The following is a 22006-nucleotide window of genomic DNA, read 5'->3' as shown; positions in this document are numbered from 1 at the left end:
CCATCTGTTTTATAACCCCGTTCGCATACATTCCACATTGGGGTACTTAGCCCCCGACGCCTATGAGCAAGTAGAAGCCCAAAAAACTCGCTTTAAACTGTCTACTAAAACTTGACCACTACAGACAGCGGCTCCCTTGCATCCCCGAAACGGGCCCCGACCGCCGCGGCCTCAAAGTCGCCCGCCCCACCCGGGCCGCCCACGGCGCTGGACGGTGGCGGGGTTTGGAATGTTGATCGGGCTGGCCGGCCGCTCCGGCCACCATGCAACCATGGCCGGAAAGGCCCCGCTTTGCCACTTGCGCCGCCAGGCCTCAAAATAGGCTTTTGCAATCGACACCCCCGCCGGCCCGGCCGGCGGGCCCGCCGGTTCCTGACTGCAACCCCACAACAAAGACGCTACATGCCTCAAGACATCCTCATCAATGTCACACCCTTCGAAACCCGCGTGGCCCTGGTCGAACAGGGCTCCGTCCAGGAACTCCACATAGAGCGCAGCATCCAGCGCGGCCACGTGGGCAATCTGTACCTGGGCAAAGTGGTACGCGTGCTGCCCGGCATGCAAAGCGCCTTCATCGACATCGGACTGGAGCGCGCCGCCTTCATACACGTCGCCGACCTGCGCCAGAACCGCCACGAGCGCAGCAGCGGCGGCACACTCACCCCCATAGAAAAGCTACTGTTCGAGGGCCAGTCCCTGATGGTGCAGGTCATCAAAGACCCGCTGGGCAGCAAGGGTGCGCGCCTGTCGACGCAGATCAGCATCGCCGGCCGCATGCTGGTGTACCTGCCCTACGACCCGCACATAGGCATTTCCCAGAAGATCGAATCCGAGCAGGAACGGCTGGCGCTGCGCGAGCGCGTCGCGAACCTGCTTCCTGAAGACGAAAAAGGCGGCTTCATCGTCCGTACCCAGGCGAGCGACGCCAGCGATGAAGAGCTGCGTGCCGACCAGTCATACCTGCGCACCCTGTGGACGAGCATCCAGGCCCAGGCCAAGACCCAGCCCACGCCTTCGGTGCTGCACACCGACCTGACACTGGCACAGCGCGTGCTGCGCGACATGGTGGGGCCGGACACCGGCACCATCCTGGTCGACTCGCGCATCACCACGCAGCAACTGCTGGAGTGGGCACGGGTCTATACGCCGTCGGTGGAGAGCCGGGTCAAGCACTACAGCGGCGACCGGCCCTTGTTCGACACCGCCAACGTCGACGATGAAATCGCCCGGGCATTGTCGCGCCGGGTCGACCTGAAATCGGGCGGCTACCTGATCATCGACCAGACCGAAGCCCTGACCACGGTCGACGTGAACACCGGCGGCTATGTGGGCGGGCGCAACTTCGACGACACGATATTCAAGACCAATCTCGAGGCGGCGCAGGCACTGGCGCGCCAGCTGCGCCTGCGCAACCTGGGCGGCATCATCATCCTCGACTTCATCGACATGGACGACCCCGAGCATCGCAGCGCGGTGCTGGCCGAACTGAACAAGGCGCTGAGCAAGGATCGCACCCGCATGACGGTCAGCGGCTTCAGCCAGCTCGGCCTGGTCGAGATGACGCGCAAGCGCACGCGTGATTCATTGGCGCACCAGCTGTGCGAGCCCTGCCCCACCTGCCAGTCGCGCGGCAACGTCAAGACCGCGCGCACCTTGTGCTACGAAATACTGCGCGAAATACTGCGCGAGTCGCGCCAGTTCAATCCGCGCGAATTCCGCATTCTGGCCTCGCAAGCCATCGTCGACCTGTTCCTGGAAGAGGAAAGCCAGCACCTGGCCATGCTGGGCGACTTCATAGGCAAGCCGATTTCGCTGGAGGTCGAGCGCATCTACTCGCAAGAGCAGTACGACATCGTGCTGATGTAGGCGCGCAGCGGCACAGGCAATGGCTTGCCACGCCGCCACGCGCCCGCCCTGCGCCTACCACTGATACTTCAGTCCCGCCAGCACCACGCGGCCTTCTCCCCAGGTGCAGAAGGTGCTGGCAATGCACGAGGCGACGTACTTGCGGTCGGCCAGGTTGCTGACGTTCAACGTCGCAGTCCAGCCGCGCAGTGTCTGCGAGGCGCGGCCCAGGTCGTAGCGCAAGGCCAGGTCGACCAGGGTCGCCGACGGCGTCTTGAAAGTGTTGGTCGCGTCCCCGTACGAACCCTCTACATAACGCACACCGGCACCGGCCTGCAGCCCCGCCAGAATGCCCTGGCGTATCGTGTAATCGGCCCATAGCGAGCCGGCATTGCGCGGGATACCGGGCGGCACCTTGTCCAGGTTCGAGGTATTGCTGCGCGTGTTCCGCAGATGGGTGTAGGTGTAGTTGGCGATCAATTGCAGGCTGTTGCTCAGGCTGGCGCGGCCCTCCAGCTCCAGGCCTTCGGAGCGCACCTGGCCCGTCTGCACGCTGAAGCCGACGTGCTCGGGGTCGGACGTCGACACATTGTCCTGGTCGATGCGGAACAGCGACGCGGTGACGAAGCTGTCGTAGCCCTTGGGCTGGAATTTCACGCCGGCCTCGTACTGCTTGCCGGTGGTCGGCTTGAAGGCATTGCCGTCGAAGCCGGTGCCGCTCTGCGGCTGGAACGAGGTGGAGTAGCTGAGGTAGGGCGCGATGCCGTTGTCGAACTGGTAGACGGCGCCGGCGCGCCACGTGAATGCGCTGTCGGACTGTTTGGTCAGCGGCGAGCCGGGCTTGTAGGACTGAGATTCCTGATCCGCCCAGTCTTCGCGCACACCCAGCAGGAACGACCAGCGGCCCACGTCGATCTGATCCTGCGCGTACAGGCCGAGCTGCTTGACGGTAACGGCGCCCGACGTGGCGTACATGAAGTCGGGGTACGGGATAGACTGGCCGTACACCGGATTGACGACGCTCAGCGGCGGCGGGCTGGCAAGGCTGCCGTAGAAATCGTGGTCGTACTGGAAGTGCTGGTAGTCGAGCCCCAGCAGCAGCTTGTGCCTGGCCGCGCCGGTGGCGAATGTGGCGATCGCCTGGTTGTCGATGGTGTGGGAATTGACCATGCCGTCGTACAGGTACGGCGTGCGCAGCAAAGAAACGCCGTCCGACGCATAGCCGTTCGATCCGACATACTGCGTGGTGTCGGTGTTGTGCAGGAACCGATAGCTCTGCTTGAACGACCAGACATCGTCGAGCCGGTGGCTCAGGATGTAGCCGATGGACTCCTGGGTCTTGCGAAAGCTGTCGAAGCCGGGCTCGCCCGGATCGAAGCTGCGTGGAATCGAGACTGGGCCCCCCAGTACCGTGCCCACGGCCGGTACCGAGTTGTAGCCGCCCGACTTAGGATCGGCCTGATAATTGGCATAGACTGTCAGGCTGGTATCCGATGTGGGGCGCCAGGTAAGGCTGGGTGCGATGGCGAAACGCTGCTGCCGGATGTGGTCGGTCTGCGTGCCGGCGTCGAAGCCGTCGCCGGTGATGCGATACAGCAGCTTGCCGTCGCGGTCGACGGGCCCGCTGAAATCGAAGTAGGCCTGGGCCCTGCCGTAGCTGCCGGTCTGGAAGCCGATTTCGTGCAGCGGCTGGTCGGTGGGCAGCTTGCTTACCAGATTCACCGTGCCGCCCGGCGAGCCCTGGCCGTACAGCACCGAGGCGGGCCCGTGCAGGAATTCCACGCGATCCAGCAGATACGGGTCGTAGCTCGTGACGTTGTAGCCGAAGCCTCCGGCCGGCCCCGGCGTGCGCAGGCCGTTCCAGAATTCATCGACGAGGAAACCGCGGGCATACAGGTATTCGAGCGTGCCGGTATTCGTGCCGCGCTGTTCCGGCGCAATGCCGGACGTATATCGCAAGGCCTGCGCGACGCTCTGCACGTCCTGCAGATCCATCTGCTCGCGGGTCACGATCGAGACCGCTTGCGGCGTCCTGATCAGGGGCGTGCCGGTCTTGGTGCCGGCGGTGCTGGCATGCGCCACATAGCCGATGTCCGCGTCGTCGGCCTGCCGCCCGCCACGCACTACGACCGCGGGCAGTTGCGACACGGCGGCCGGCGCGCCGGCCGCGGCGCCTTGATCCGCCCCCGCAGCCGGGGCGGCATTCTGCGCCCATGCCGACTCGGCGCACAGCAGCGCCACCGCCAGCGCCGTGGCCCGCAGCCTTGCGACCTTGCAAGCCTCGCGTCCGCTGCGATTCACGACGCCGCAACACTCGCCTGTTCTTCCCCGATTCATGCTTTTCTTTCCACTTTCCATTGATTTGCCATAAGGTTCGCCTGCTCCGCGCCGACGGGCGACCGAATCACCGCCGGCGGGAGCCCGGCATACAGGGGCTCGGGCATGCAGCAAGGACAACATCTGCTTTCTTTTTAATAATATTGATAACCATTTCTATTTTTCTTCATATTCAAACCAGAAGCGAAATAGAATACGACTGATGGTTTGGCGATGTCTCGCCATTTAGTCGTTCAATACCGTCAAGATTTGTCGGTATCCAGCTATTTAATTTAAGAATTATTCAATTACGCATATGAGCCAGATCTGGCACCGCCCGCCCGACTTCAAGTACCGGCGCCTGTCACGCCCCGTCATCGCCAGCGCGTATGCCTACAAGGACGGAGATCTGGAGAGCTGGCATTCCCATCACCAGCCGCAGTTCGTTTTCACCACCCGCGGCGTACTGCGCGTCACCACGCCCGGCGGCGCCTGGACGCTCGGGCCGCACCGCGGCCTGTGGCTGCCCTCGCGCATGGGCCACGAGCTGCAGGCCATCGGCGAGGTCGGCCTGTACAGCGTCTACATCGAAACCGAGATCTCGCCCTGGGACGGCGAGGAATGCCGCGTACTGGTCATTTCGACGCTGCTGCGCGAACTGGTGGCGGCGATGGAAGAAGACCGGCGGCTGGCCTCCGGGCACCGGGCGGAACTGATCATCCCGCTGCTGCTGCAGGAAATGCGCGACGCGCCCCAGGCGCACGAAGGCAGCCTACCCCTGCCGCAGGATCGCCGCCTGCAGCAGATCTGCGAGCGCCTCATCGCCGAGCCCGGCAACAACGACACGCTCGATCTATGGGGCGAGCGGGTGGGCGCGAGCGAGCGCACCCTGGGCCGCCTGTTCAAGGCGCAGACCGGGCTGGGCTTCGGGCAATGGCGCCAGCAGCTCAGGCTGGTGGAATCGGTATCGAGGCTGGCGCGGGGGCTGCCGGTGGCGGCGATCGCCGCGGAACTCGGCTATCGCAATTCCAGCGCCTTCATCGCCATGTTCAGGAAGGCGACCGGGCAAACCCCGCAGCGCTACCTGAAGAGCCATTGAGACTTGCACACACTAAAAAAGAGAACCGCAAGGCCACAAAAAAACCGGTTCATCAAGGCGCGAAGCGCAGCCGTTGGGGGCTACGACGTGCACGAGCAACGCCGAGGGGCGGGCTTTTTTATGGCCACCCTTCGGGCTGACGGGCAAGCCGCGCCGGCGATCGCTGCTTAATGCTTGGCGCCCGAGGCCTGCTTGGCGGCGGGCTTGCCGTCGCACACATCGGGCTTGATGATGGCATCGAACATACGGTCGAAGCGGCGCTCGGTGCCGGCGTAATAGCTGTAGGCCGTGGCCTGTATGGGGTGATCCAGCAACAGCACCAGCTGGATGGTCAGAGTGTGATCCCAGCCCGCGCCGGGGAAGTCTTTCTCGGTGACCAAGGCGTAGCTGGAATGCGTCGGATCGGCCGTGAAGGTGACGTCGCCGCCGCACAGCCTTTGATGCCTGAACAGCGCCATCTGTATCTGGGCGAAGGTGTCGTAGGGGATTTTGCGCTGCATGCGGGCGTAGTCGCTGCTGAGCAGGTCGTTCAGGCGCAGGCCTACGGGGCCGCGCGCGGCGCAGCCGGCCAGCGCCAGCGCGGCGCACAGCAGTACGGCGCAACGCTTGCCGCGCAAGAATCCCCGCACGGGAGCCTGCGCACGAGCCGGCGCAAGGCCCAGACCCAGGCCTGTCTTCAGTTTCGAACTTAGGGTGGAATACATTCTCATCGACAAGCTCCTGTGCATCGCGACATTATGCATTTTCCTTGAACTGCATGCGATACAGCCAGGCGTACAGGCCGTCGTTGGCCAGCAGGTTTTCGTGGCGCCCTTGCTCGACGATGCGCCCACCGTCCAGGACGACAATCTTGTCGGCCCTTTGCACCGTCGACAAGCGATGCGCCACCACCAGCGTGGTGCGGCCCACCATGAGCCGGTCGAGCGAAGCCTGCACCTGCCATTCGGATTCATTGTCCAGCGCCGAGGTCGCCTCGTCCAGAATCAGGATCGGCGCATTCTTGATCAGGGCGCGGGCTATGGCCAGGCGCTGGCGCTGGCCGCCGGACAGCTTGCTGGCGTTTTCCCCCACCGGGGTGTCCAGGCCCTCGGGCAGGCCGTCGACGAAGGTGTGCAGGTTGGCGGCCTCCAGCGCCGCATGGATTTCTTCCTTGCTGGCGTCGTGCAAGGCGCCGTAGCCGACGTTCTCGGCTATGCTGCCCTCGAACAGCACCACGTCCTGGCTGACCAGCGACAGCTGCTGGCGCAGGCTGCGCAGGGTCAGCTCTTGTATGGGCTGGCCGTCTATCAGAACCTGCCCCTGGGTCGGGATCACGAAGCGCGGCAGCATGTTGACCAGCGTGGTCTTGCCGCTGCCCGAGCGCCCCACCACGGCCACCGTCTGGCCCGGCTCGATCGTGAACGACACGTCGGCCACGGTGTCGCCGGAAGCATCGGCATAGCGATGCGTGACATTGCGGAATTCCACCCTGCCCTGCACCGGCCGCTGGAAAACCTGGGTGCCGGTGTCGGCTTCGGGCTCGTGGTCGATCAGGGTGAAGACACTTTCGGCGGAAACCAGCATGCGCTGCATGCGGCCGGCGACATTGGTCAGGCGCCGCACCGGATCGAAGATCTGCCCCAGGGCGGCCATGAACGAGGCGAAGCTGCCCACCGTCAGGACGTGCATATTGGCCTGGTACAGCGCCACTGCGATCACCGCCGCCACCGACAGCGCAATCGAGAACTGGGCCAGCGGCGACATCGCCGCCTCTGCCGTGGCGGCGCGCATGGCAAAGCGCCGCAGCCGCCCGTTCACATACCGGAAACGGCCGGCTTCTCTTTCGTAGCCGTCGAACAGCTTGATGACGCGCTGCCCGTCTATGCTCTCGGCCACCACCCGGGTCAGCTCGGCGTTCATGTTGACGGTATCGCGGTTGATGCGCCGCAAGCGCCGGATGAAGGCGCGTGCGATCAGCGTGGAGATCGGCAGTATCACCACCACGATAAGCGTAAGCTGCCACGACATGTACAACAGCACGCACAGCAGCGCCACCACGACCAGGGTCTCGCGCGCCAGCACGGTGATGACCTCGGTGGCATAGGCCGTGACATTGCCCGCGTCGATGGTGAAGCGGTTCAGCAGCCGGCCGGAATCGCCACGGCGGAATTCTTCATCGGGCAAGCCCAGCAGCCGTTCGAACATCTCGCCGCGCAGCGCCAGCAGCATCTTGTTGGCGACCCAGGCGAGCAAATAGTTGCTGCCGAAGCTGCACACCCCGCGCAGCAGCACCAGGGCGATTACGGCAAGAGGAATGGCCCAGATGTAATAAGGCCGCGCACCCGTGAAACCCTGGTCGAGCAAAGGCTTCATGATGATCGCCAGGGTGGGCTGCGTCGCCGCGGCCAGCGCCAGCAGTATGGCCGAAGCCACCACGGCCTTCCAGTACGGCCCCAGGCGGCTGTAGACGCGCCGCCATATATCGAGTGCAACGGGCCTGGACTGCGAATGCGTGGACGACGAGACGGGATCCAAAAATAGCCCTCTGCAAGCGTTGGGAAACCGCTTATTTTAACGTTGTGGGAAATCCGTCGATAATAGGGGCCGATTTCACGCACGAATGTGTCGATTCCCGCCTCCGATTCATGCCCATACTGTCTGCCATTTACGTACGCCTGCCCAACTGGATCGGAGACGTCTGCATGTGTCTGCCCAGCCTGCAGGCGCTGCTGGACACTGGCGTGCCGGTCGTGGCCTGCGCCCGTCCCTGGGCGCGCGACCTGCTTTCCGCCTACGACCTGGCCGGCTTCGTCGAAATGCACGGACGCTGGCGCGAAGACCGGGCAGCGGTCGACGCCCACAGGAAAAAATCCCGCCACGTGCACACGCGCGGCCTGCTGCTGCCCGACTCTTTGTCCAGCGCCATGGTGTTCAAATTCGCCGGCGTACCCAGTGCCGGCTATCGCGACGACGGACGCAGCCTGATCCTGCGCTGGCCCTTGCGCAAGCCTCCGGCCTCGCTGCACGCGGTCGAATCCTGGTACCACGCTACGTCCCAGGCACTGACGCGCTGGGGCCTGGCCACCAAGTCGAACAGGCCGGGGCCGCGGCTGGGGCTGAAACTGTCCGCGCGCAATCTGGCTCTGGGAAGACAGGCCGCGGCCGAAGCGGGCCTGGAACCCGGCAGGTTCGTACTGATCGCCCCCACCGCCACCGGCCTGCACCGCGGCCGGGTCAAGGTCTGGCCCCATTTCGACGCACTGACGCGCAGCCTGCAAGAGCTCGGCCACGTCGTGGCCATGTGCCCACCGCCCGCAGAACTGGCCGAGGCCAACGCCAACGCCCCCACCGCGCTGCGCCTGGCGCCTCTGCACCTGGGGGCTTTTGCTACACTCACAGCTCTGGCCGGCCTGGTCGTCTGCAATGATTCCGGTGTATCCCATATCGCCGCGGCGGCCGACGCCCGGCAATTGACCCTGTTTGGCGTCACCGAGCGCACCCGCACCGGCCCCTGGTCGCCGCGCGCTACCTGCCTGGGCTCATCGACGCGCTGGCCGACGCTGGATCAGGTGCGAGATACGGCTTGCGAACTCTTGCGCCAAGACCCCGATCAATAGCAATGGCAATTTTCTTCACCAACCTGGTCATCCCACTGAATCTGTGCATCACCCTGCTGGTGGTCGCACTGGTTCTGTTCATGGCCAGGCGCCGCAAGACGGCCCTGTTTCTGGCCGCCTGCGGGGTGTGCTGGGCGGTTTTCTGGTCGCTGCCCGCCACTACGCTATGGGCGGGGGGCAGGCTGGAACAGATCTACCCGCAGCAGCTGCCGGCCGAGCTGCCGACCGCGGGCGCCATCGTCGTGCTGGGCGGCAACACGGCCAACAACCGCCCCAACTGGTTCGAACCCTACGACAAAGAGACGGCGGCGCCGCGCGTGGATACCGCCGCCATTCTGTACAAGGCGCAGCGCGCGCCGCTGATCGTGCTGTCCGGGGCGGCGCTGGAAGGCCGCACCAGCGAGGCGCAGGTCATGGCCCATGCCCTGGAAGAACAAGGCATACCCAGAAGCGCCATGATCCTGGAGACCCGCAGCCGCAATACGCATGAAAACGGGCTGTACACCGCCGCCAAGCTCAAGGCCCTGCACATCACCCGCATTCTGCTGGTGACCTCGGCCCTGCACATGCCGCGCGCCATGGCGGTGTTCCGCAAGCAAGGCATCATCGCCACGGCGGCGCCGTCCGCTCCGCAGATCTACGTACCCGTGGACTCGGGGTTTTCGTTCTGGCTGCCCAGCATGCGGGCGCTGGACGCCAGCCGCTCGATCATCAAGGAATATGCGGGGATGCTGGCGTACTGGATACGCGGCTGGATCTAGGGCGCGGCTGGCGCTTGGGCCTTCTCGGCCAGAATCTCTTCGTACAGGCCGACGTAGCGGCGCGCCGCCTCGGCCCAGCTGTGCCGCTCCACCACCTTGGCGCCGCCCTCTACCAGGGCGGCGCGCAGGCCGCCGTCTTCGCAGACCCGGGCAATCGCCGCCGCCAATTCCTGCACGTCTTCGGGGTGCGACAGCACCAGGGCCTCGCGGCCAGGCTCGACATACTGCGCGAAACCGCACCAAGGGCTGGGGCTGAGTATCACGGGCAGGCCGAAAGACATGGCCTCCAGCGGCGCCATGCCGAAACTGTCATTCAAGGTCGGGTGCACGTATAGATCGGCCGCCTGGTAATAGCCCGCCACGTCCGAAGTGGTTTCCACCAGGCCGACGCGCGCCCGCAGCGCCGCATCGGCATGCCCGTCCAGGAATTCGCGCGCCAGCGCCCTGCCGCCCACCACCAGCAGCTTGTAGTGCGGCGGCAGGCTTGCCAGCGCCGCCGCCACGGTGGGCAGCCCCTTGCGCATGGGGTTGCGCGCCACCAGCAGGCACACGCGATCGGTCTCGCACCAGCCCATGTCGCTGCGCACGCGCAGGCGTTGCGCCGGATCGGCCTCGGGCGCCCGGCTGACGCCCGGCGGAATCACCGGAGCCTGCAGCGACTCGCCATAGGCGGCGCGCAATTGTTGTGCAATCAGCCCTGAAACGGCCACCGTGCGATGGCCCGGCCGCGGCGCGACGCGCCCGCGCTCGAGCGCCAGATAGGTGCCGACCCGGGGGCTGATGGCCGCCAGCAGGCGCTTGTGCCACGGCAGGCTGCGCACCTTCCAGCTGTAGCGCACCGGCGTGACGTGCACGACCTCGACGTCGCCGCAGCTGCCGTTGACGTGCGAATGAACGATATCGTACCGGCCGCGGGTCAGCCGCGCGGCGCGGCGCGCGAACAGCAGCACGCGCAGCCAGCTGGGCCAGCCCGACCAGAAGGCCAGGCGCACGAAGGGCAGATCCAGCCCGCAGGCGCGGTCGTAGCTGCGAGCGTATACGGTGACGTCGTGGCCGCGGGCGAGTTCGCGCATGAGCGCCACGCCATAGGCTTCGGCGCCCCCGTAGCGGCTGCCGAAGCGATCGACGACAAAGGCAATATTCAGTCTGGGCATGCGGTCAGGGGCTGGCCTGGGTCGGGCGCGCAAGGCCTGGCGCCAGGCCCTCTTCGTGCCGCATACAGCCCCAGAACACCGCCAGGCTCACGAGAAAGAATAACACCCCATTGTTACGCCCTAGAATCACCTGGGTCAAGCCGAAAAGGAAGAACGAAGCCATCACCGAGGCGCCCGATACCGCCAGCACGCGCACATTGAGGTCGGGATGGCGCAGGCGCCTGCAAAAGCCGCGCAGCGCGCACCAATATAAGGCGAGCAGCGCCAGCAGGCCGAACGAGCCCTGGTGCAGCCAGACTTCCAGATAATTGTTATGGGTATTGGCCAGGGTGGCCACGAACGGGCTGGCCTTGTTCGCCACGGTTTCGCGCTTTACCTGAGCCTCGTACTGCGCGTAGCTCCAGCCCAGCAGGGGCTTCTTGGGTATGTGCTCGAGCGCCATGCGCCACATTTCCAGGCGCGCCCCGACCGAGGTGCCCGAATTGCGCTCGTGCAGGTACATCTGCACTTCCCGAACCGCTTCGAAGCTGCGCGCCTTTAGTCCTTGGTCGGGCATCATGACGAACACGGCGGCAAGCACGGCCACGCCGGCCACCCCAGCACCCAGCAGCCGCCATAGGTCGCGCCGCCGTCCGAACGCCACGCAGAAAATCACCGCGACCGGGGGCAGCGCGATCCACGCCCCGCGCGTTTCCGAAGCCACGCAGCTGAACAGGCCGGCCAGCACACCCAGACCCAGCAAGCAGGCCCATGGCCATGCCCGGCCTCGCGCCGCGCCGGACAGAGAGAACAGGGCCGCGGCGCACAATATCGCCATCATCAGCCCTATGTCGCCATAGGGAATCGCACTGGTGACGAAGCCCGTGGCCCGGTCTATGCCTTCCCAGTGGCGCTGCCACAGCGTAATGCCCACCGAGGCAATCGCACCCAGCGCCACGCCCGCCCATATCCAGGATCGGCGCGGCGGCCGCTGCATGGCCAGCCACATGATCGGAATCGCCATGGCGTAGCGGCTGGACTGGTCGATGGTCTTGAGCTCGTCGCCATGCAAAAGGAATATGGCCAGTGCGATCAGCGTATTGGCCAGCAATAGCCAGGCCAGCATGCGGTCTTCGCGGCTCAGGCCCAGAGCCGGGCGCTGCGCACAGAACAGCAGCCCCGCCAGCAGCAGCAAGGCGGCGCCATAAGAATAGCCCGAAGGCACCGCCAGCATCAGACAGAAGAACAGGAACGCGCCCAATGAAGCCATCAATTCCAAGGGGCCGCCCGCCCTATCCATTTTGTTTACCACTTCGTCGTATGCCTCGCGAACGGTCGATCAATCCTGCCGCCGCCGGTCTTCCAGGCGGGTCAAGCATTTCTGCAAGAAGCGCAGTATATGCGTGGAACGCGCCACGGTGACGCGCGGAATGCCATAGCGGTCGTCCGAACGCCGCGCCAGCCCGCGCTGCGTAGTCGTGGCATTCAGATAGCCCGCATTGCGCACCATGTTCCGCAGCGCAGGGGTTTCGTGGCCGTAAGGATAGCAAAACGCGCTGACCTCGACGCCCGCCAGATCTTCAAGTTGTGTCTTGGATTGACGGATCTGCTGCTCGGCCAGCTCGGCGGAAATGCGCGGCAGATGGACGTGATCCAGCGTGTGCGAGCCCACCTCCTGGCCCGCCGCAGCCCAGGCGCGCATTTCTTCGCGCGACATGAGGGGCGCAAGCGGCACGCCCTTTTCGGCGTCCCAGACGTTGCCGCCGCCCAGCTGGTGCACGACGAAATAATTAGTTGCAGTAAATCCCAGCTCGCTCAAGACCGGCAGCGCATTCTGGTACACATTGCGGTAGCCGTCGTCGAAGGTGATACCGAACACCTTGCCCTGCCGCTCGCCGGCCAGATAGGGCAGCAGCTCGCGCATGGACAGGCCCCGGTAGCCGAAGCGGCGCATCCAGGACATCTGGCGGCGGAAATCGGCCGGATGCACGGTCAGCCCGCGGTATGGCGTTCCTTTGGCGGCGGGTTGGCCGATCTGGTGGTACATGAGCACTGGAATCATCGGCACATTATTCCATTTCTGCCCCTGCGCCGCTTGCATGAGCACGGACACGGCAGAGTCCCTGCTCGCTGTGCTGTACCTGGCAAATCAGAGCGGCAGCAGGCCGCGAGGTGGGAGGTTCGGACATCGCACGGCCCCTGCGAGATGCCCTGGAAAATACCTGCGCCGCCCATCCGAAAGCCGGCCTCAGGATCGCTCCTTGTCCGCCGGCGCGCGCGGCGCCGCATCGTCCTGCGACAGCAACATCAGCTTGGCATAGCGGAAAAAACTGCCGGCCGCCGCCGCGCCGGCCAGCACCAGCCCGCGGCGCCCGTCGAGGAAGCCGCGGCGCATCAGGTAGATGCGCACGAAGGTCCAGAAACCATGCCCCACCGCGGCGAGCGCGCCGGCCCGTTTGCCGCGGCGATGCATCATGGCCGCGGCATCGGTGGAATAGCGGTTGATCTTAGCCACCAGAGCCTCGAGATCGGCATAGGGGTAATGGCGCAGGTGCCCGCGCAAGCGACCGGGCGCGCCTTGCAGCACCACACGCTCGTGCACCGCGTCGTCGCTGAAGCGCGCGGCGCCGCGCCGGAACAGGCGCAGCACGTAGTCGGGCCACCAACCGCTATGGCGGATGGGGCTGCCGCAAAAGTCGGACAAGCGCGCGATTTCATAGCCGTCGTGGGCGGGCGCCGCGACCACCCGGCGTATCTCGGCAGCCAGCTCAGCCGGGACACGTTCGTCGGCATCCACCGACAGCACCCAGTCGCCGTCGGCCAGATCCAGCGCCCGGTTCTTCTGCGGGCCGAAACCCGGCCAGTCCGCCGTGTGGTGCACCTGCGCGCCCGCCTGGCGGGCCATGTCCGGCGTGCCGTCGGTGCTGCCGGAGTCCAGCACCACGACCTGGTCGGCGAACGCGACCGATTCGAGGCAGGCGGCAATATGCGCCGCCTCGTTCTTGGTGATGATGATGACCGACAGCCTTCTGCCTGCCTGCACGCCGGCGCGGCTCATAGGCACGGCCTGCGGCTGCACGGCGCCTCGGGCCGTGCTCATGCACGGCTCCTGCGGCGCTTCTTCCATGCCTTCCAGGCGTGGTAGCGCGGGCCGAAAAAGGGATGGCCGACCAGCGCCAGGCGCCGCAGCAGCCACGAACCGCCGCGGTTGCTGACGGCAAAGCGGTGGATGTGCAGCGGATCGGTTCCCGCCACGTTCTGGCCGAAGGCGTCCGTGGTGTACAGGTAGTGAAAGCCCGCGGCCTGGGCGATGCGCAAGTAGTCGGCATCGAAGTAGCCTTGCGGCCAGCACAGCTGCTCGCCGGCCGTACCCATGTGCTGCTCGAGCGCCTGGCGCGACAGCGCCAGGTCGCGTTCCAGCATTTCGCACTTGCGCGCCGGGTCTTGCGCATACTGCTTGTCCCAGCGCGTATGGCTGTGCGTGTGGCTGTAGATCTCGAAGGTGCCGGCGGCGCGCATGGCCTGCAGCTCGCTCCAGCGCGCCATGACCTCGTCGTGGCGGCCCTGCTCGACCCGCTGCATGCAGGCATGGTGATCGGGACAATCGGGCGCCGCGCCCTGCCCGGCGTGCGGCCGCGGCGCGCCCTCGCCCACCCAGCCCGTCACCACGAACAGCACCGCTTTCATGCCGTAGCGCTGCAGCACGGGATGGGCATGCACCCAGTTGTCGAGGTAGCCGTCGTCGAAGGTGATCAGCACCGACTTGGGCGGCACCGGCTCGCCGCGCAGATGGCCCAGGAATTCGCGGGTGTCCAGCGAACGGTAGCCGGCGCGCGCCAGGCCGGCGATCTGCTGCTCGAAGACCTGCGGCGTAGCGGCGATCATGCCGCCGTGCGGAGTGATGTGGTGGTACATCAGTACCGGAACGTTGTGCGCCTGCCTCATTTGCCTCGCTCCTGCAGCCAGCGCAAGTAGGCTTCTTCGGTGCGCTCGGCCAGCCGCTCGGGCGAGAACATGCCCTCGCCGCGCACCATGTCGCGCCCGGCCCGCCCCATGCTGCGCCGCAGATCGGGCTCGTCGACAAGGCGCCGCAGCGCCTCCGAGAGCGCCGCGCGGTCGTCCAGGGGCACCAGAAAACCGGTCTGCCCGGCGCGCATCATTTCGGACACGCCGCCCACGTCGGTGCCGACCACCGGCAGACCGCTGGCTTGCGCCTCGACGAAGACGGTGCCGGATGCCTCCTGGCGCGTGGCCAGCGCAAAAATGTCGAAACCCGCCAGCAGATTGGGCACGTCGCGGCGCATGCCCATAAGATGGATGCGCGCCTGCATGCCCAGCTCGGCGACGTAGGCCTGCGTCTGCTCGAATACGGGCGAGCCGCCGCCCACGAACACCAGGTGCAGGGCGGGCCGCGTACGCAGCAGCGGCAGCATGGCGTCGATCAGGTCGCGGTGCCCCTTGGTGGCGCGCATGACGGCCACGCAGCCCACCACTATGTCGGTATCGGCCAGGCCCAGCTCGTCACGCAAGGTGGAGTGTTCGACCGGCGGCGGCAGCACGATGGGCGAGTACACCGTGGCGACCCGCGCGGGGGGCACGCCGCGCTCTATCAGGTACTGGCGCACATGATCGCTGACGGTGATGACGCAATGAGGCAGGCCGGTGTACGACCAGAGCGAGCCGACCTTGCTGGACAGGTGGCGCGTACGCACGATCAGGGGGGTGCCGGCGAGCCGGCCCGCGGCCGCGGCAATGACCGTGTCGCGACGGCTGTGCGTGTTGAGCACATCGTAGCGGCCGCGCCGCAGTATCGAACGAATGCGCAGCACGCCCATGAGGTAATTGGGCACGCCGTCCATGGGCAGCGTGTGCACCCGGAAGCCTGCGCCCGACAGCCGCGCCGCCAGCTGGGCATCGGGCTGGCAGATCGCCTCGACCTCGTGGCCGCGTTCGCGCATGGCGTGCATTTCTTTGTAGATGCGTCCTTCCTGGCCGCCGAAACTGGTAGCCGCCTCGGAATGCACGATGCGCAAGGAGCGCATCAGTAGGCCACCTCTATGCTGTCGTTCTGAACCCAGTCGCCCAGCTGTTCGAGCAGATCGTCGGCCATGCGCACCCGCCACTGGTCGCCCAGGCGTATGGTGCAGGCGTAGCCGGCGCGATGCAGGGCGATTTCGACGGGCACGCCCGCCACCGGCGCAACGGCAGCCGCGAGTGCGGCGCCGTTGGCCACTGCCCCGCTGCCGTTATGGGCCGGCGCAGCGGCAGGCGCCGCTGCGCGGAACGGATCCAGCACCTGGCGCAGGCGCGCCGCATCGGCGTTGCCGTTGAGCGTGATGCGCAGTGCCCGCGCGCGCGCCTCGCGCGCCAGCTGCAGGTCGAACAACGATTCCGCCGAGACGCGCAGGCCGCCGGAATAGTCGTCGTGGCTGACCTTGCCCTGGATGATGACCAGGCGGTCTTCCTTCAGGCGGTTGCGGTGCAGCTCGTACAGTTCGTTGAAGATGGCTACCTCGATCTGGGCCGAGCCGTCGTCCAGCGACGCATACAGCATCTTGCCGCGGCGCGTCATCTTGGGCCGCACCGCGGCCAGCACGCCGGCGAACCACTGCAGGTTGCGCGAGGGCTGCAGGCGCGCCAGCGGCTGCGGAGCGAAGCGGCGCACCTCGTCGCGCCAGGCGTCGAACAAATGGCCGCTGAAATAAAAGCCCAGAGCCGACTTCTCTTCGGTCAGCCGGGTCTGCAGATCCCAGGGCAGCACCTTGGCCAGCTCGCCCTGCACAATGTCGTTGCTGTCGTCGGCGAACAGCGACACCTGGTTGGCGCTGCGCTCGGCCTGCTCGGCGGCTTCTATGGCATTGCCCACGGTGGCCAGCAGCGCGGCGCGGTTTTCTTCGATGCTGTCGAAAGCGCCGGCGCGTATCAGCGCCTCGATGGTGCGGCGGTTGACCGTATGGCGGTCGACTTTGCGGCAGAAATCGAACAGGCTGGTGTAGGCGCCCTGCTCTTCGCGGGCGCGTATGATTTCTTCGACCGCGGCCTGCCCCGTGCCCTTGACCGCCCCCAGGCCGTAGCGCATGGTGCGCGGCGGCCGGCCCTCGCGGGTGTGGCTGTCTTCCACGGGTTCGAAGCGGTACGGCGAGGCATTGACGTCCGGCGGCAAAACTTCTACACCGTTGGCCAGGGCATCCTTCCAGAACACTTGCACCTTGTCGGTGTCGTCCATGTCCGAGGACAAGGTGGCGGCGAGAAACTCGGCGGGATGATAGACCTTGAGCCAGGCCGTCTGGTAGGCGATCAGCGCGTACGCGGCCGAATGGCTCTTGTTGAAGCCGTAGCCCGCGAATTTTTCCATCAGGTCGAACAGCTTGACCGCCAGGGCCGCGTCGTAGCCCTTCTTCACCGCACCCTTTTCGAAGATCTCGCGGTGCTTGGCCATTTCCTCGGCCTTCTTCTTGCCCATGGCGCGCCGCAGCAGGTCGGCGCCGCCCAGGGTATAGCCGCCGATGATCTGCGAGATCAGCATGACCTGTTCTTGATAGACGATCACGCCGTAGGTGCTCTTGAGCACGGACTCGAGATCGGGATGGAAGTAATCCACCTCGGCGCGGCCATGCTTGCGGTTGACGAAGTCGACCACCATGCCGGACTCCAGCGGCCCCGGCCGGTACAGCGCCAGCATGGCGATGATGTCTTCGAAGGTGTTGGGCCGCAGGTTTTTGAGCAGCTCTTTCATGCCGCGCCCTTCGAGCTGGAACACGGCGGTGGTATTGGCTTCGCTGAGCAGCTTGTAGGCCTGCGGGTCGTCCAGCGGCAGCGCCATCACGTCGAAGTCGCGCAGGCTGGGGTTGAAGCGGCGCACGAAGCGCACCGCCCAGTCGAGAATCGTCAGGTTGCGCAGGCCCAGGAAGTCGAACTTGACCAGGCCGGCGGCTTCGACATCGTCTTTGTCGAATTGCGACACGGCGTTGCTGTCGGAGCCGGGCTGGCAGTACAAGGGGCAGAAATCGGTCAGCTTACCCGGTGCGATCAGCACGCCGCCGGCGTGCATGCCGATATTGCGGGTCAGGCCCTCCAGCGGCCGGGCCAGGTCGATCAGCGCGCGCACTTCTTCGTCTTGCTCGTAGCGTTCTTTGAAGGCCGGCTCGTTCTCGAGCGTGCGTTCCAGCGACCAGGGGTCGGCGGGATTGAAGGGAATCAGCTTGGACAGCCCGTCGCACAGGCTGTAGGGCATCTCGAGCACGCGGCCGACGTCGCGCACCACGGCCTTGGCGCCGAGCGTGCCGAAGGTGGCGATCTGGCTGACCGCTTCCTTGCCGTATTTGTGCTTGACGTAATCGATGACGCGTTCGCGGTTGTCCTGGCAGAAATCGATGTCGAAGTCGGGCATGGATACCCGTTCCGGATTCAGGAAGCGCTCGAACAGCAAGTCGTAGCGTATCGGATCCAGATCGGTGATGCCCAGCGAGAATGCCACCAGCGAACCGGCGCCCGAGCCGCGCCCGGGGCCCACCGGCACGCCGTTGTGCTTGCCCCAATTGATGAAGTCGGCAACGATCAGGAAGTAGCCCGGGAAGCCCATGCTGACGATGGTCTTGCATTCCCATTCCAGCCGCTCCCGATACTGCTCGGTCTTGGCCTGGCGTTCGGCCTCGTCGGGGAACAACTGCATCATGCGCCGCTCCAGGCCCTCGCGCGCCAGACGCACCATGTAATCGTCGAGCGACACGCCGTCGGGCGTGGGGAAATTGGGCAGGCGCGGCTTGCCCAGAACCAGCGTCAGATTGCAGCGCCGCGCGATTTCGACCGAATTGGCCAGCGCCGAGGGCACGTCGGCAAAACGCTGCGCCATTTCGTCGGAGCTGAGCAGGTATTGCTCGTCGGTAAAGCGCCGCACGCGCTTCGCGTTGGCTAGCTGCTCGCCTTCGGCGATGCAGACCCGCGCCTCGTGGGCGCGGAAATCCTGGGCGGCGATGAACTGCACCGGGTGGGTGGCCACGACCGGCAGCCCCAGCTCGGCGGCCAGGCGCAGCGCGGCCTGCACGTAGGCTTCGTCGCCATCGGCGCCGGCACGCTGCAGCTCTATATAGTAGTGGTCGGGAAATTGGCCAGCCCAGCGGCGCGCCAGCGCCCGCGCCTCTTGCTCGCGGCCGGCCTCGAGCGCGTGCCCGACGTCGCCGCCGCGCGCCCCGGACAGCAGAATCAGGCCTTTCTTGCCTTCGAGCCACTCGCGGCGCACTTCCGCCCTGCCGCGATACTGGTTGTCGAGCCAGGCCCGGGTCAAGAGGTCGCACAGGTTCAGATAGCCCTGATGGTTGGTAACCAGCAACAGCAGACGGAACGGTTTTTCGCGGTCTTCGTCGTTCTGCAACCAGATGTCACATCCGGCGATGGGCTTGACCCCCTTGGAGCGGGCCGCCTTGTACAGCTTGATGAGCCCGAAGACGTTGGCCAGATCGGTCAGGGCGACCGCCGGCTGGCCGAAATCGGCCGCGGCCTTGACCAGGTCGGGAATCTGCACGATGCCGTCGACCACCGAGAACTCGGAGTGGACGCGCAGGTGTACGAAAGAGGCGGGTGATGTAGCGGCTGTCATGCTGGGATTGTACCCAGAGTCGCCGCGCCGGGAGTATGGCTCGTGCCACTTGCTGCCGCGATCTCGCGGGGGTCGGATCCGGCCGCCTGGACAGCCCTCGAGCCCGCGTGGGGCCGTACGCCCCGCGAAACAAATTGAAATTACCGCACACGGACAAACAGCAAGGCTTACACGAAAATCGAGCTGGATTCATCATGTAACAGGCCTGCCATGAAATGGCTGCTTGCGGCGATCTGGATACTCGCCATTCTTTTCATACATTTCCGCGGCAAGATGCGTCTGCCGCTGCGGCGGCAGTTTCTGGATCATTCCATATTGCTGGCTCCCATCAATGCACTGATGGTGCTGGCCTCGAGGGTTCCCACCACCCCCTATATCGCCTCCGACACACTGCCGGGCCTGGCGGCGCTGGACGCCAACTGGCGGGTCATACGCGACGAGGCGCTGAACCTGTCGCGGCTGCAGCACATCAAGGCCGCCGAAAAACACGACGACATAGGCTTCAATTCGTTCTTCAAGTACGGCTGGAAGCGCTTCTACTTGAAATGGTATGACGCGCGCCACCCGTCGGCGCGCGAGTTGTGCCCGCACACGGTGGCGCTGCTGGAAGGCATACCGGGGGTCAAGGCCGCCATGTTCGCCGAGCTGCCGCCCGGCGGCCGCCTCAACCCGCATCGAGACCCCTATGCCGGCTCGCTGCGCTACCATCTGGGGCTGGCCACGCCCAACGACGACGCCTGCCACATCGACGTCGACGGCGAGCGCTACAGCTGGCGCGACGGGCGCAGCATCGTGTTTGACGAAACCTACCTCCACAGCGCGGCCAACGACACCGGCGCCAACCGCATCATCTTGTTCTGCGACATCGAGCGGCCGCTGCGCTGGCGCTGGGCCGCCCGCTTGAATCAATGGTTCGGGCGGGTGGTGATGTCGGCGGCCAGCTCTCCCAACGAGGGCGGCGACCAGACCGGCGCCATCAATCGCCTGACCTACCTGCACTGGCGCCTCGAACAAAAGCGGCGCGCCTTCAAGCGCTGGAACCACAAAGCCTACAAGGCCGCCAAGTATGGCCTGATCCTGGCCGCGATCGCAGGCTTCGTGCTCATCTGAGCGGGGCGGCCGTCCGCAAGACCCGCGGCGGGCGTACACTTTTTCTTTCCTGCACGCCCGACGCATACTACGATTATGCCGCCAGCGCCGCGCGGCAACGCGCCATGCGCCGCCGCGCGCGCGCCGCACCGGCCCTGCCGCCGGGGAGCCGGGCCGCCGCAAGCACGCTGGACGAACGCGTCCCCGCTCCATTTACTATTCACTATTTTCATTTTTCATCGAACTTACCCGCCATGCTGAAACCTTTGAGTGGAATACGCGTGCTGGAACTGGGCCAGCTCATCGCCGGGCCGTTCGCCGCCAAGATGCTGGGCGAATTCGGCGCCGAAGTCATCAAGATCGAGCCGCCCGGCACGGGCGACCCGCTGCGCAAGTGGCGCATGCTGCACGAAGGCACCTCGGTATGGTGGGCGGTGCAGTCGCGCAACAAGCAGTCGCTGGCGCTGGACCTGCGCCAGCCGGAAGGCCAGGACGTGGTGCGCCGCCTGGCGGCCGAGGCCGACATCCTGATCGAAAACTTCCGTCCGGGCACACTGGAGGAATGGGGCCTGGGCTGGGACGCCCTGCACCAACTCAACCCGCGCCTGATCATGCTGCGCGTCTCGGGCTACGGCCAGACCGGCCCGTACCGCGACCGCCCGGGCTTTGGCCTGATTGGAGAAGCCATGGGCGGCCTGCGCCACCTGAGCGGCGAACCGGGCCGCCCGCCGGTGCGCGTGGGCGTGTCCATAGGCGACTCGCTGGCCGCGCTGCATGGCGTGATCGGCGTGCTGCTGGCGCTGCGCCACCGCGAACAGAACGGCGGCGAAGGGCAATCGGTCGACGTGGCCCTGTACGAATCGGTATTCAACATGATGGAGAGCCTGCTGCCGGAATACTCGGTGTTCAAGGCCGTGCGCCAGCCCGCGGGCAGCAGCCTGCCGGGTATTACGCCCAGCAATGCCTATGTGTGCGCCGATGGCAAGTACGCGCTGGTGGCCGGCAACGGCGACAGCATCTTCAAGCGGCTGATGGCGGTCATCGGACGCGAGGACATGGCCGCCAACCCCGAATATGCCCACAACGACGGCCGCGCCCGGCACGCACAGACCATAGACGCCGCCATCGGCGCCTGGGCCCGCGGCCTGAGCCTGGACGCCGTGCTGGAAAAACTGCACGAGGCGCGCATACCGGCGGGCCGGGTCTACGACATCGCCGACATCTGCGCCGACCCGCACTACCGGGCGCGCGACATGATCCTGCAAAGCCAGCTTGCCGACGGCACACCGATCGAACTGCCCGGCATCGTGCCCAAGCTCAGCGCCACGCCCGGCGAAATGCGCAGCGCGGCGCCCGGCCTGGGGCAGGACACCGAGCGTGTGCTGGACAGCCTCGGCATCGACGCCGCGACCCGCGAGGACTGGGAAAGCCGCGGCATCATCCAGAGCGGCCCGGCCGCGGAAAAGTAGCGCGGTCTTGAGGCTTCGCGCGCAAGGACAAGCAGGCGCGGCGTCGCAAACGGCCACGACTCGTTCACCCTGAAAGGCTTGCGGCGCGACTGCAAAACAGCC

At 65.9% G+C, this 22006-nt stretch carries 16 protein-coding genes; 6 read left to right on the top strand and 10 right to left on the bottom strand.

What is annotated here, in order from left to right; all coding sequences use genetic code 11:
- Positions 1–402: 402 nt before the first annotated feature.
- Complete coding sequence (gene rng / locus CEY11_RS19875; RefSeq protein WP_088605152.1) at positions 403–1866, top strand: ribonuclease G; 1464 nt, start codon at positions 403–405, stop codon at positions 1864–1866.
- 54 nt (positions 1867–1920) lie between these two features.
- On the opposite strand, the gene CEY11_RS19870 is transcribed toward rng, so the two are convergent.
- Positions 1921–4182 carry a TonB-dependent siderophore receptor gene (locus CEY11_RS19870; protein WP_158215392.1) on the bottom strand — a complete coding sequence of 754 codons (2262 nt, stop codon included), beginning with the start codon at positions 4180–4182 and terminating at the stop codon, positions 1921–1923.
- Positions 4183–4477: 295 nt separating this feature from the next.
- Between CEY11_RS19870 and CEY11_RS19865 the strand changes: the two genes are divergently transcribed.
- Positions 4478–5260, top strand: coding sequence for an AraC family transcriptional regulator (locus CEY11_RS19865; protein ID WP_088605150.1), 783 nt, complete (start codon positions 4478–4480; stop codon positions 5258–5260).
- Positions 5261–5427: 167 nt separating this feature from the next.
- Here the strand turns inward: CEY11_RS19865 and CEY11_RS19860 are convergent, their stop codons facing one another.
- Both CEY11_RS19860 and msbA read right to left on the bottom strand, forming a co-directional pair.
- A complete protein-coding gene (locus tag CEY11_RS19860) occupies positions 5428–5970 on the bottom strand; it encodes a hypothetical protein (protein WP_143322955.1) in 543 nt (180 codons plus the stop codon).
- A 25-nt stretch (positions 5971–5995) separates the two neighbouring features.
- Positions 5996–7774 carry a lipid A export permease/ATP-binding protein MsbA gene (gene msbA, locus CEY11_RS19855; RefSeq protein WP_088605148.1) on the bottom strand — a complete coding sequence of 593 codons (1779 nt, stop codon included), beginning with the start codon at positions 7772–7774 and terminating at the stop codon, positions 5996–5998.
- Between the two features lie 110 nt (positions 7775–7884).
- Here msbA and CEY11_RS19850 point away from each other — a divergent pair, with 110 nt between their 5' ends.
- A complete protein-coding gene (locus tag CEY11_RS19850; RefSeq protein ID WP_088605147.1) occupies positions 7885–8856 on the top strand; it encodes a glycosyltransferase family 9 protein in 972 nt (323 codons plus the stop codon).
- Entirely contained in the window at positions 8853–9617 is a 765-nt protein-coding gene (locus tag CEY11_RS19845; protein ID WP_088605173.1) for a YdcF family protein, read from the top strand. The genes CEY11_RS19850 and CEY11_RS19845 overlap by 4 nt, the downstream gene beginning before the upstream one ends.
- On the opposite strand, the gene CEY11_RS19840 is transcribed toward CEY11_RS19845, so the two are convergent.
- The 7 genes from CEY11_RS19840 to dnaE form a co-directional block, all read right to left on the bottom strand.
- Positions 9614–10762: a glycosyltransferase family 4 protein gene (locus tag CEY11_RS19840; protein ID WP_088605172.1), complete on the bottom strand. Its 1149-nt coding sequence runs from the start codon at positions 10760–10762 to the stop codon at positions 9614–9616. The genes CEY11_RS19845 and CEY11_RS19840 overlap by 4 nt on opposite strands.
- A 13-nt stretch (positions 10763–10775) precedes the next feature.
- Entirely contained in the window at positions 10776–12050 is a 1275-nt protein-coding gene (locus CEY11_RS19835) for an O-antigen ligase family protein (protein ID WP_143322954.1), read from the bottom strand.
- A 39-nt stretch (positions 12051–12089) separates the two neighbouring features.
- The gene (locus CEY11_RS19830) at positions 12090–12797 is read right to left on the bottom strand and encodes a polysaccharide deacetylase family protein (protein ID WP_408608151.1); all 708 of its coding nucleotides are present in this window, start codon (positions 12795–12797) and stop codon (positions 12090–12092) included.
- Between the two features lie 201 nt (positions 12798–12998).
- Entirely contained in the window at positions 12999–13808 is an 810-nt protein-coding gene (locus tag CEY11_RS19825; protein WP_088605170.1) for a glycosyltransferase family 2 protein, read from the bottom strand.
- A 38-nt stretch (positions 13809–13846) separates the two neighbouring features.
- Positions 13847–14695: a polysaccharide deacetylase family protein gene (locus tag CEY11_RS19820; protein WP_088605145.1), complete on the bottom strand. Its 849-nt coding sequence runs from the start codon at positions 14693–14695 to the stop codon at positions 13847–13849.
- On the bottom strand, positions 14692–15792 hold the full coding sequence (locus CEY11_RS19815; protein ID WP_088605144.1) for a glycosyltransferase family 4 protein: 1101 nt from the start codon (positions 15790–15792) through the stop codon (positions 14692–14694). The genes CEY11_RS19820 and CEY11_RS19815 overlap by 4 nt, the downstream gene beginning before the upstream one ends.
- On the bottom strand, positions 15792–19346 hold the full coding sequence (gene dnaE / locus CEY11_RS19810) for a DNA polymerase III subunit alpha (RefSeq protein ID WP_088605143.1): 3555 nt from the start codon (positions 19344–19346) through the stop codon (positions 15792–15794). The genes CEY11_RS19815 and dnaE overlap by 1 nt, the downstream gene beginning before the upstream one ends.
- Positions 19347–19556: 210 nt before the next feature.
- Between dnaE and CEY11_RS19805 the strand changes: the two genes are divergently transcribed.
- Both CEY11_RS19805 and CEY11_RS19800 read left to right on the top strand, forming a co-directional pair.
- Complete coding sequence (locus tag CEY11_RS19805; protein WP_088605142.1) at positions 19557–20456, top strand: aspartyl/asparaginyl beta-hydroxylase domain-containing protein; 900 nt, start codon at positions 19557–19559, stop codon at positions 20454–20456.
- Between the two features lie 233 nt (positions 20457–20689).
- Positions 20690–21904: a CaiB/BaiF CoA transferase family protein gene (locus CEY11_RS19800; RefSeq protein ID WP_088605169.1), complete on the top strand. Its 1215-nt coding sequence runs from the start codon at positions 20690–20692 to the stop codon at positions 21902–21904.
- Positions 21905–22006: the final 102 nt, after the last annotated feature.

Origin of the sequence: Candidimonas nitroreducens, from assembly GCF_002209565.1 — a bacterium.
GTDB classification, from domain to species: domain Bacteria; phylum Pseudomonadota; class Gammaproteobacteria; order Burkholderiales; family Burkholderiaceae_B; genus Candidimonas; species Candidimonas nitroreducens.
Note: the sequence above shows the minus strand (reverse complement) of the source record. Positions and strands in the feature narration are given on the sequence as shown.

Excerpts from the sequence above, each read along its gene's own strand:
- CEY11_RS19820 (WP_088605145.1), bottom strand. The coding sequence starts at position 14,695 with ATGAGGCAGGCGCACAACGTTCCGGTACTGATGTACCACCACATCACT.
- CEY11_RS19800 (WP_088605169.1), top strand. The coding sequence starts at position 20,690 with ATGCTGAAACCTTTGAGTGGAATACGCGTGCTGGAACTGGGCCAGCTC.
- CEY11_RS19850 (WP_088605147.1), top strand. The coding sequence starts at position 7,885 with ATGCCCATACTGTCTGCCATTTACGTACGCCTGCCCAACTGGATCGGA.
- CEY11_RS19815 (WP_088605144.1), bottom strand. The coding sequence starts at position 15,792 with ATGCGCTCCTTGCGCATCGTGCATTCCGAGGCGGCTACCAGTTTCGGC.
- CEY11_RS19805 (WP_088605142.1), top strand. The coding sequence starts at position 19,557 with ATGAAATGGCTGCTTGCGGCGATCTGGATACTCGCCATTCTTTTCATA.
- CEY11_RS19865 (WP_088605150.1), top strand. The coding sequence starts at position 4,478 with ATGAGCCAGATCTGGCACCGCCCGCCCGACTTCAAGTACCGGCGCCTG.
- CEY11_RS19870 (WP_158215392.1), bottom strand. The coding sequence starts at position 4,182 with ATGAATCGGGGAAGAACAGGCGAGTGTTGCGGCGTCGTGAATCGCAGC.
- dnaE (WP_088605143.1), bottom strand. The coding sequence starts at position 19,346 with ATGACAGCCGCTACATCACCCGCCTCTTTCGTACACCTGCGCGTCCAC.
- CEY11_RS19830 (WP_408608151.1), bottom strand. The coding sequence starts at position 12,797 with ATGTACCACCAGATCGGCCAACCCGCCGCCAAAGGAACGCCATACCGC.
- rng (WP_088605152.1), top strand. The coding sequence starts at position 403 with ATGCCTCAAGACATCCTCATCAATGTCACACCCTTCGAAACCCGCGTG.
- CEY11_RS19835 (WP_143322954.1), bottom strand. The coding sequence starts at position 12,050 with ATGGATAGGGCGGGCGGCCCCTTGGAATTGATGGCTTCATTGGGCGCG.
- CEY11_RS19860 (WP_143322955.1), bottom strand. The coding sequence starts at position 5,970 with ATGAGAATGTATTCCACCCTAAGTTCGAAACTGAAGACAGGCCTGGGT.
- CEY11_RS19825 (WP_088605170.1), bottom strand. The coding sequence starts at position 13,808 with ATGAGCCGCGCCGGCGTGCAGGCAGGCAGAAGGCTGTCGGTCATCATC.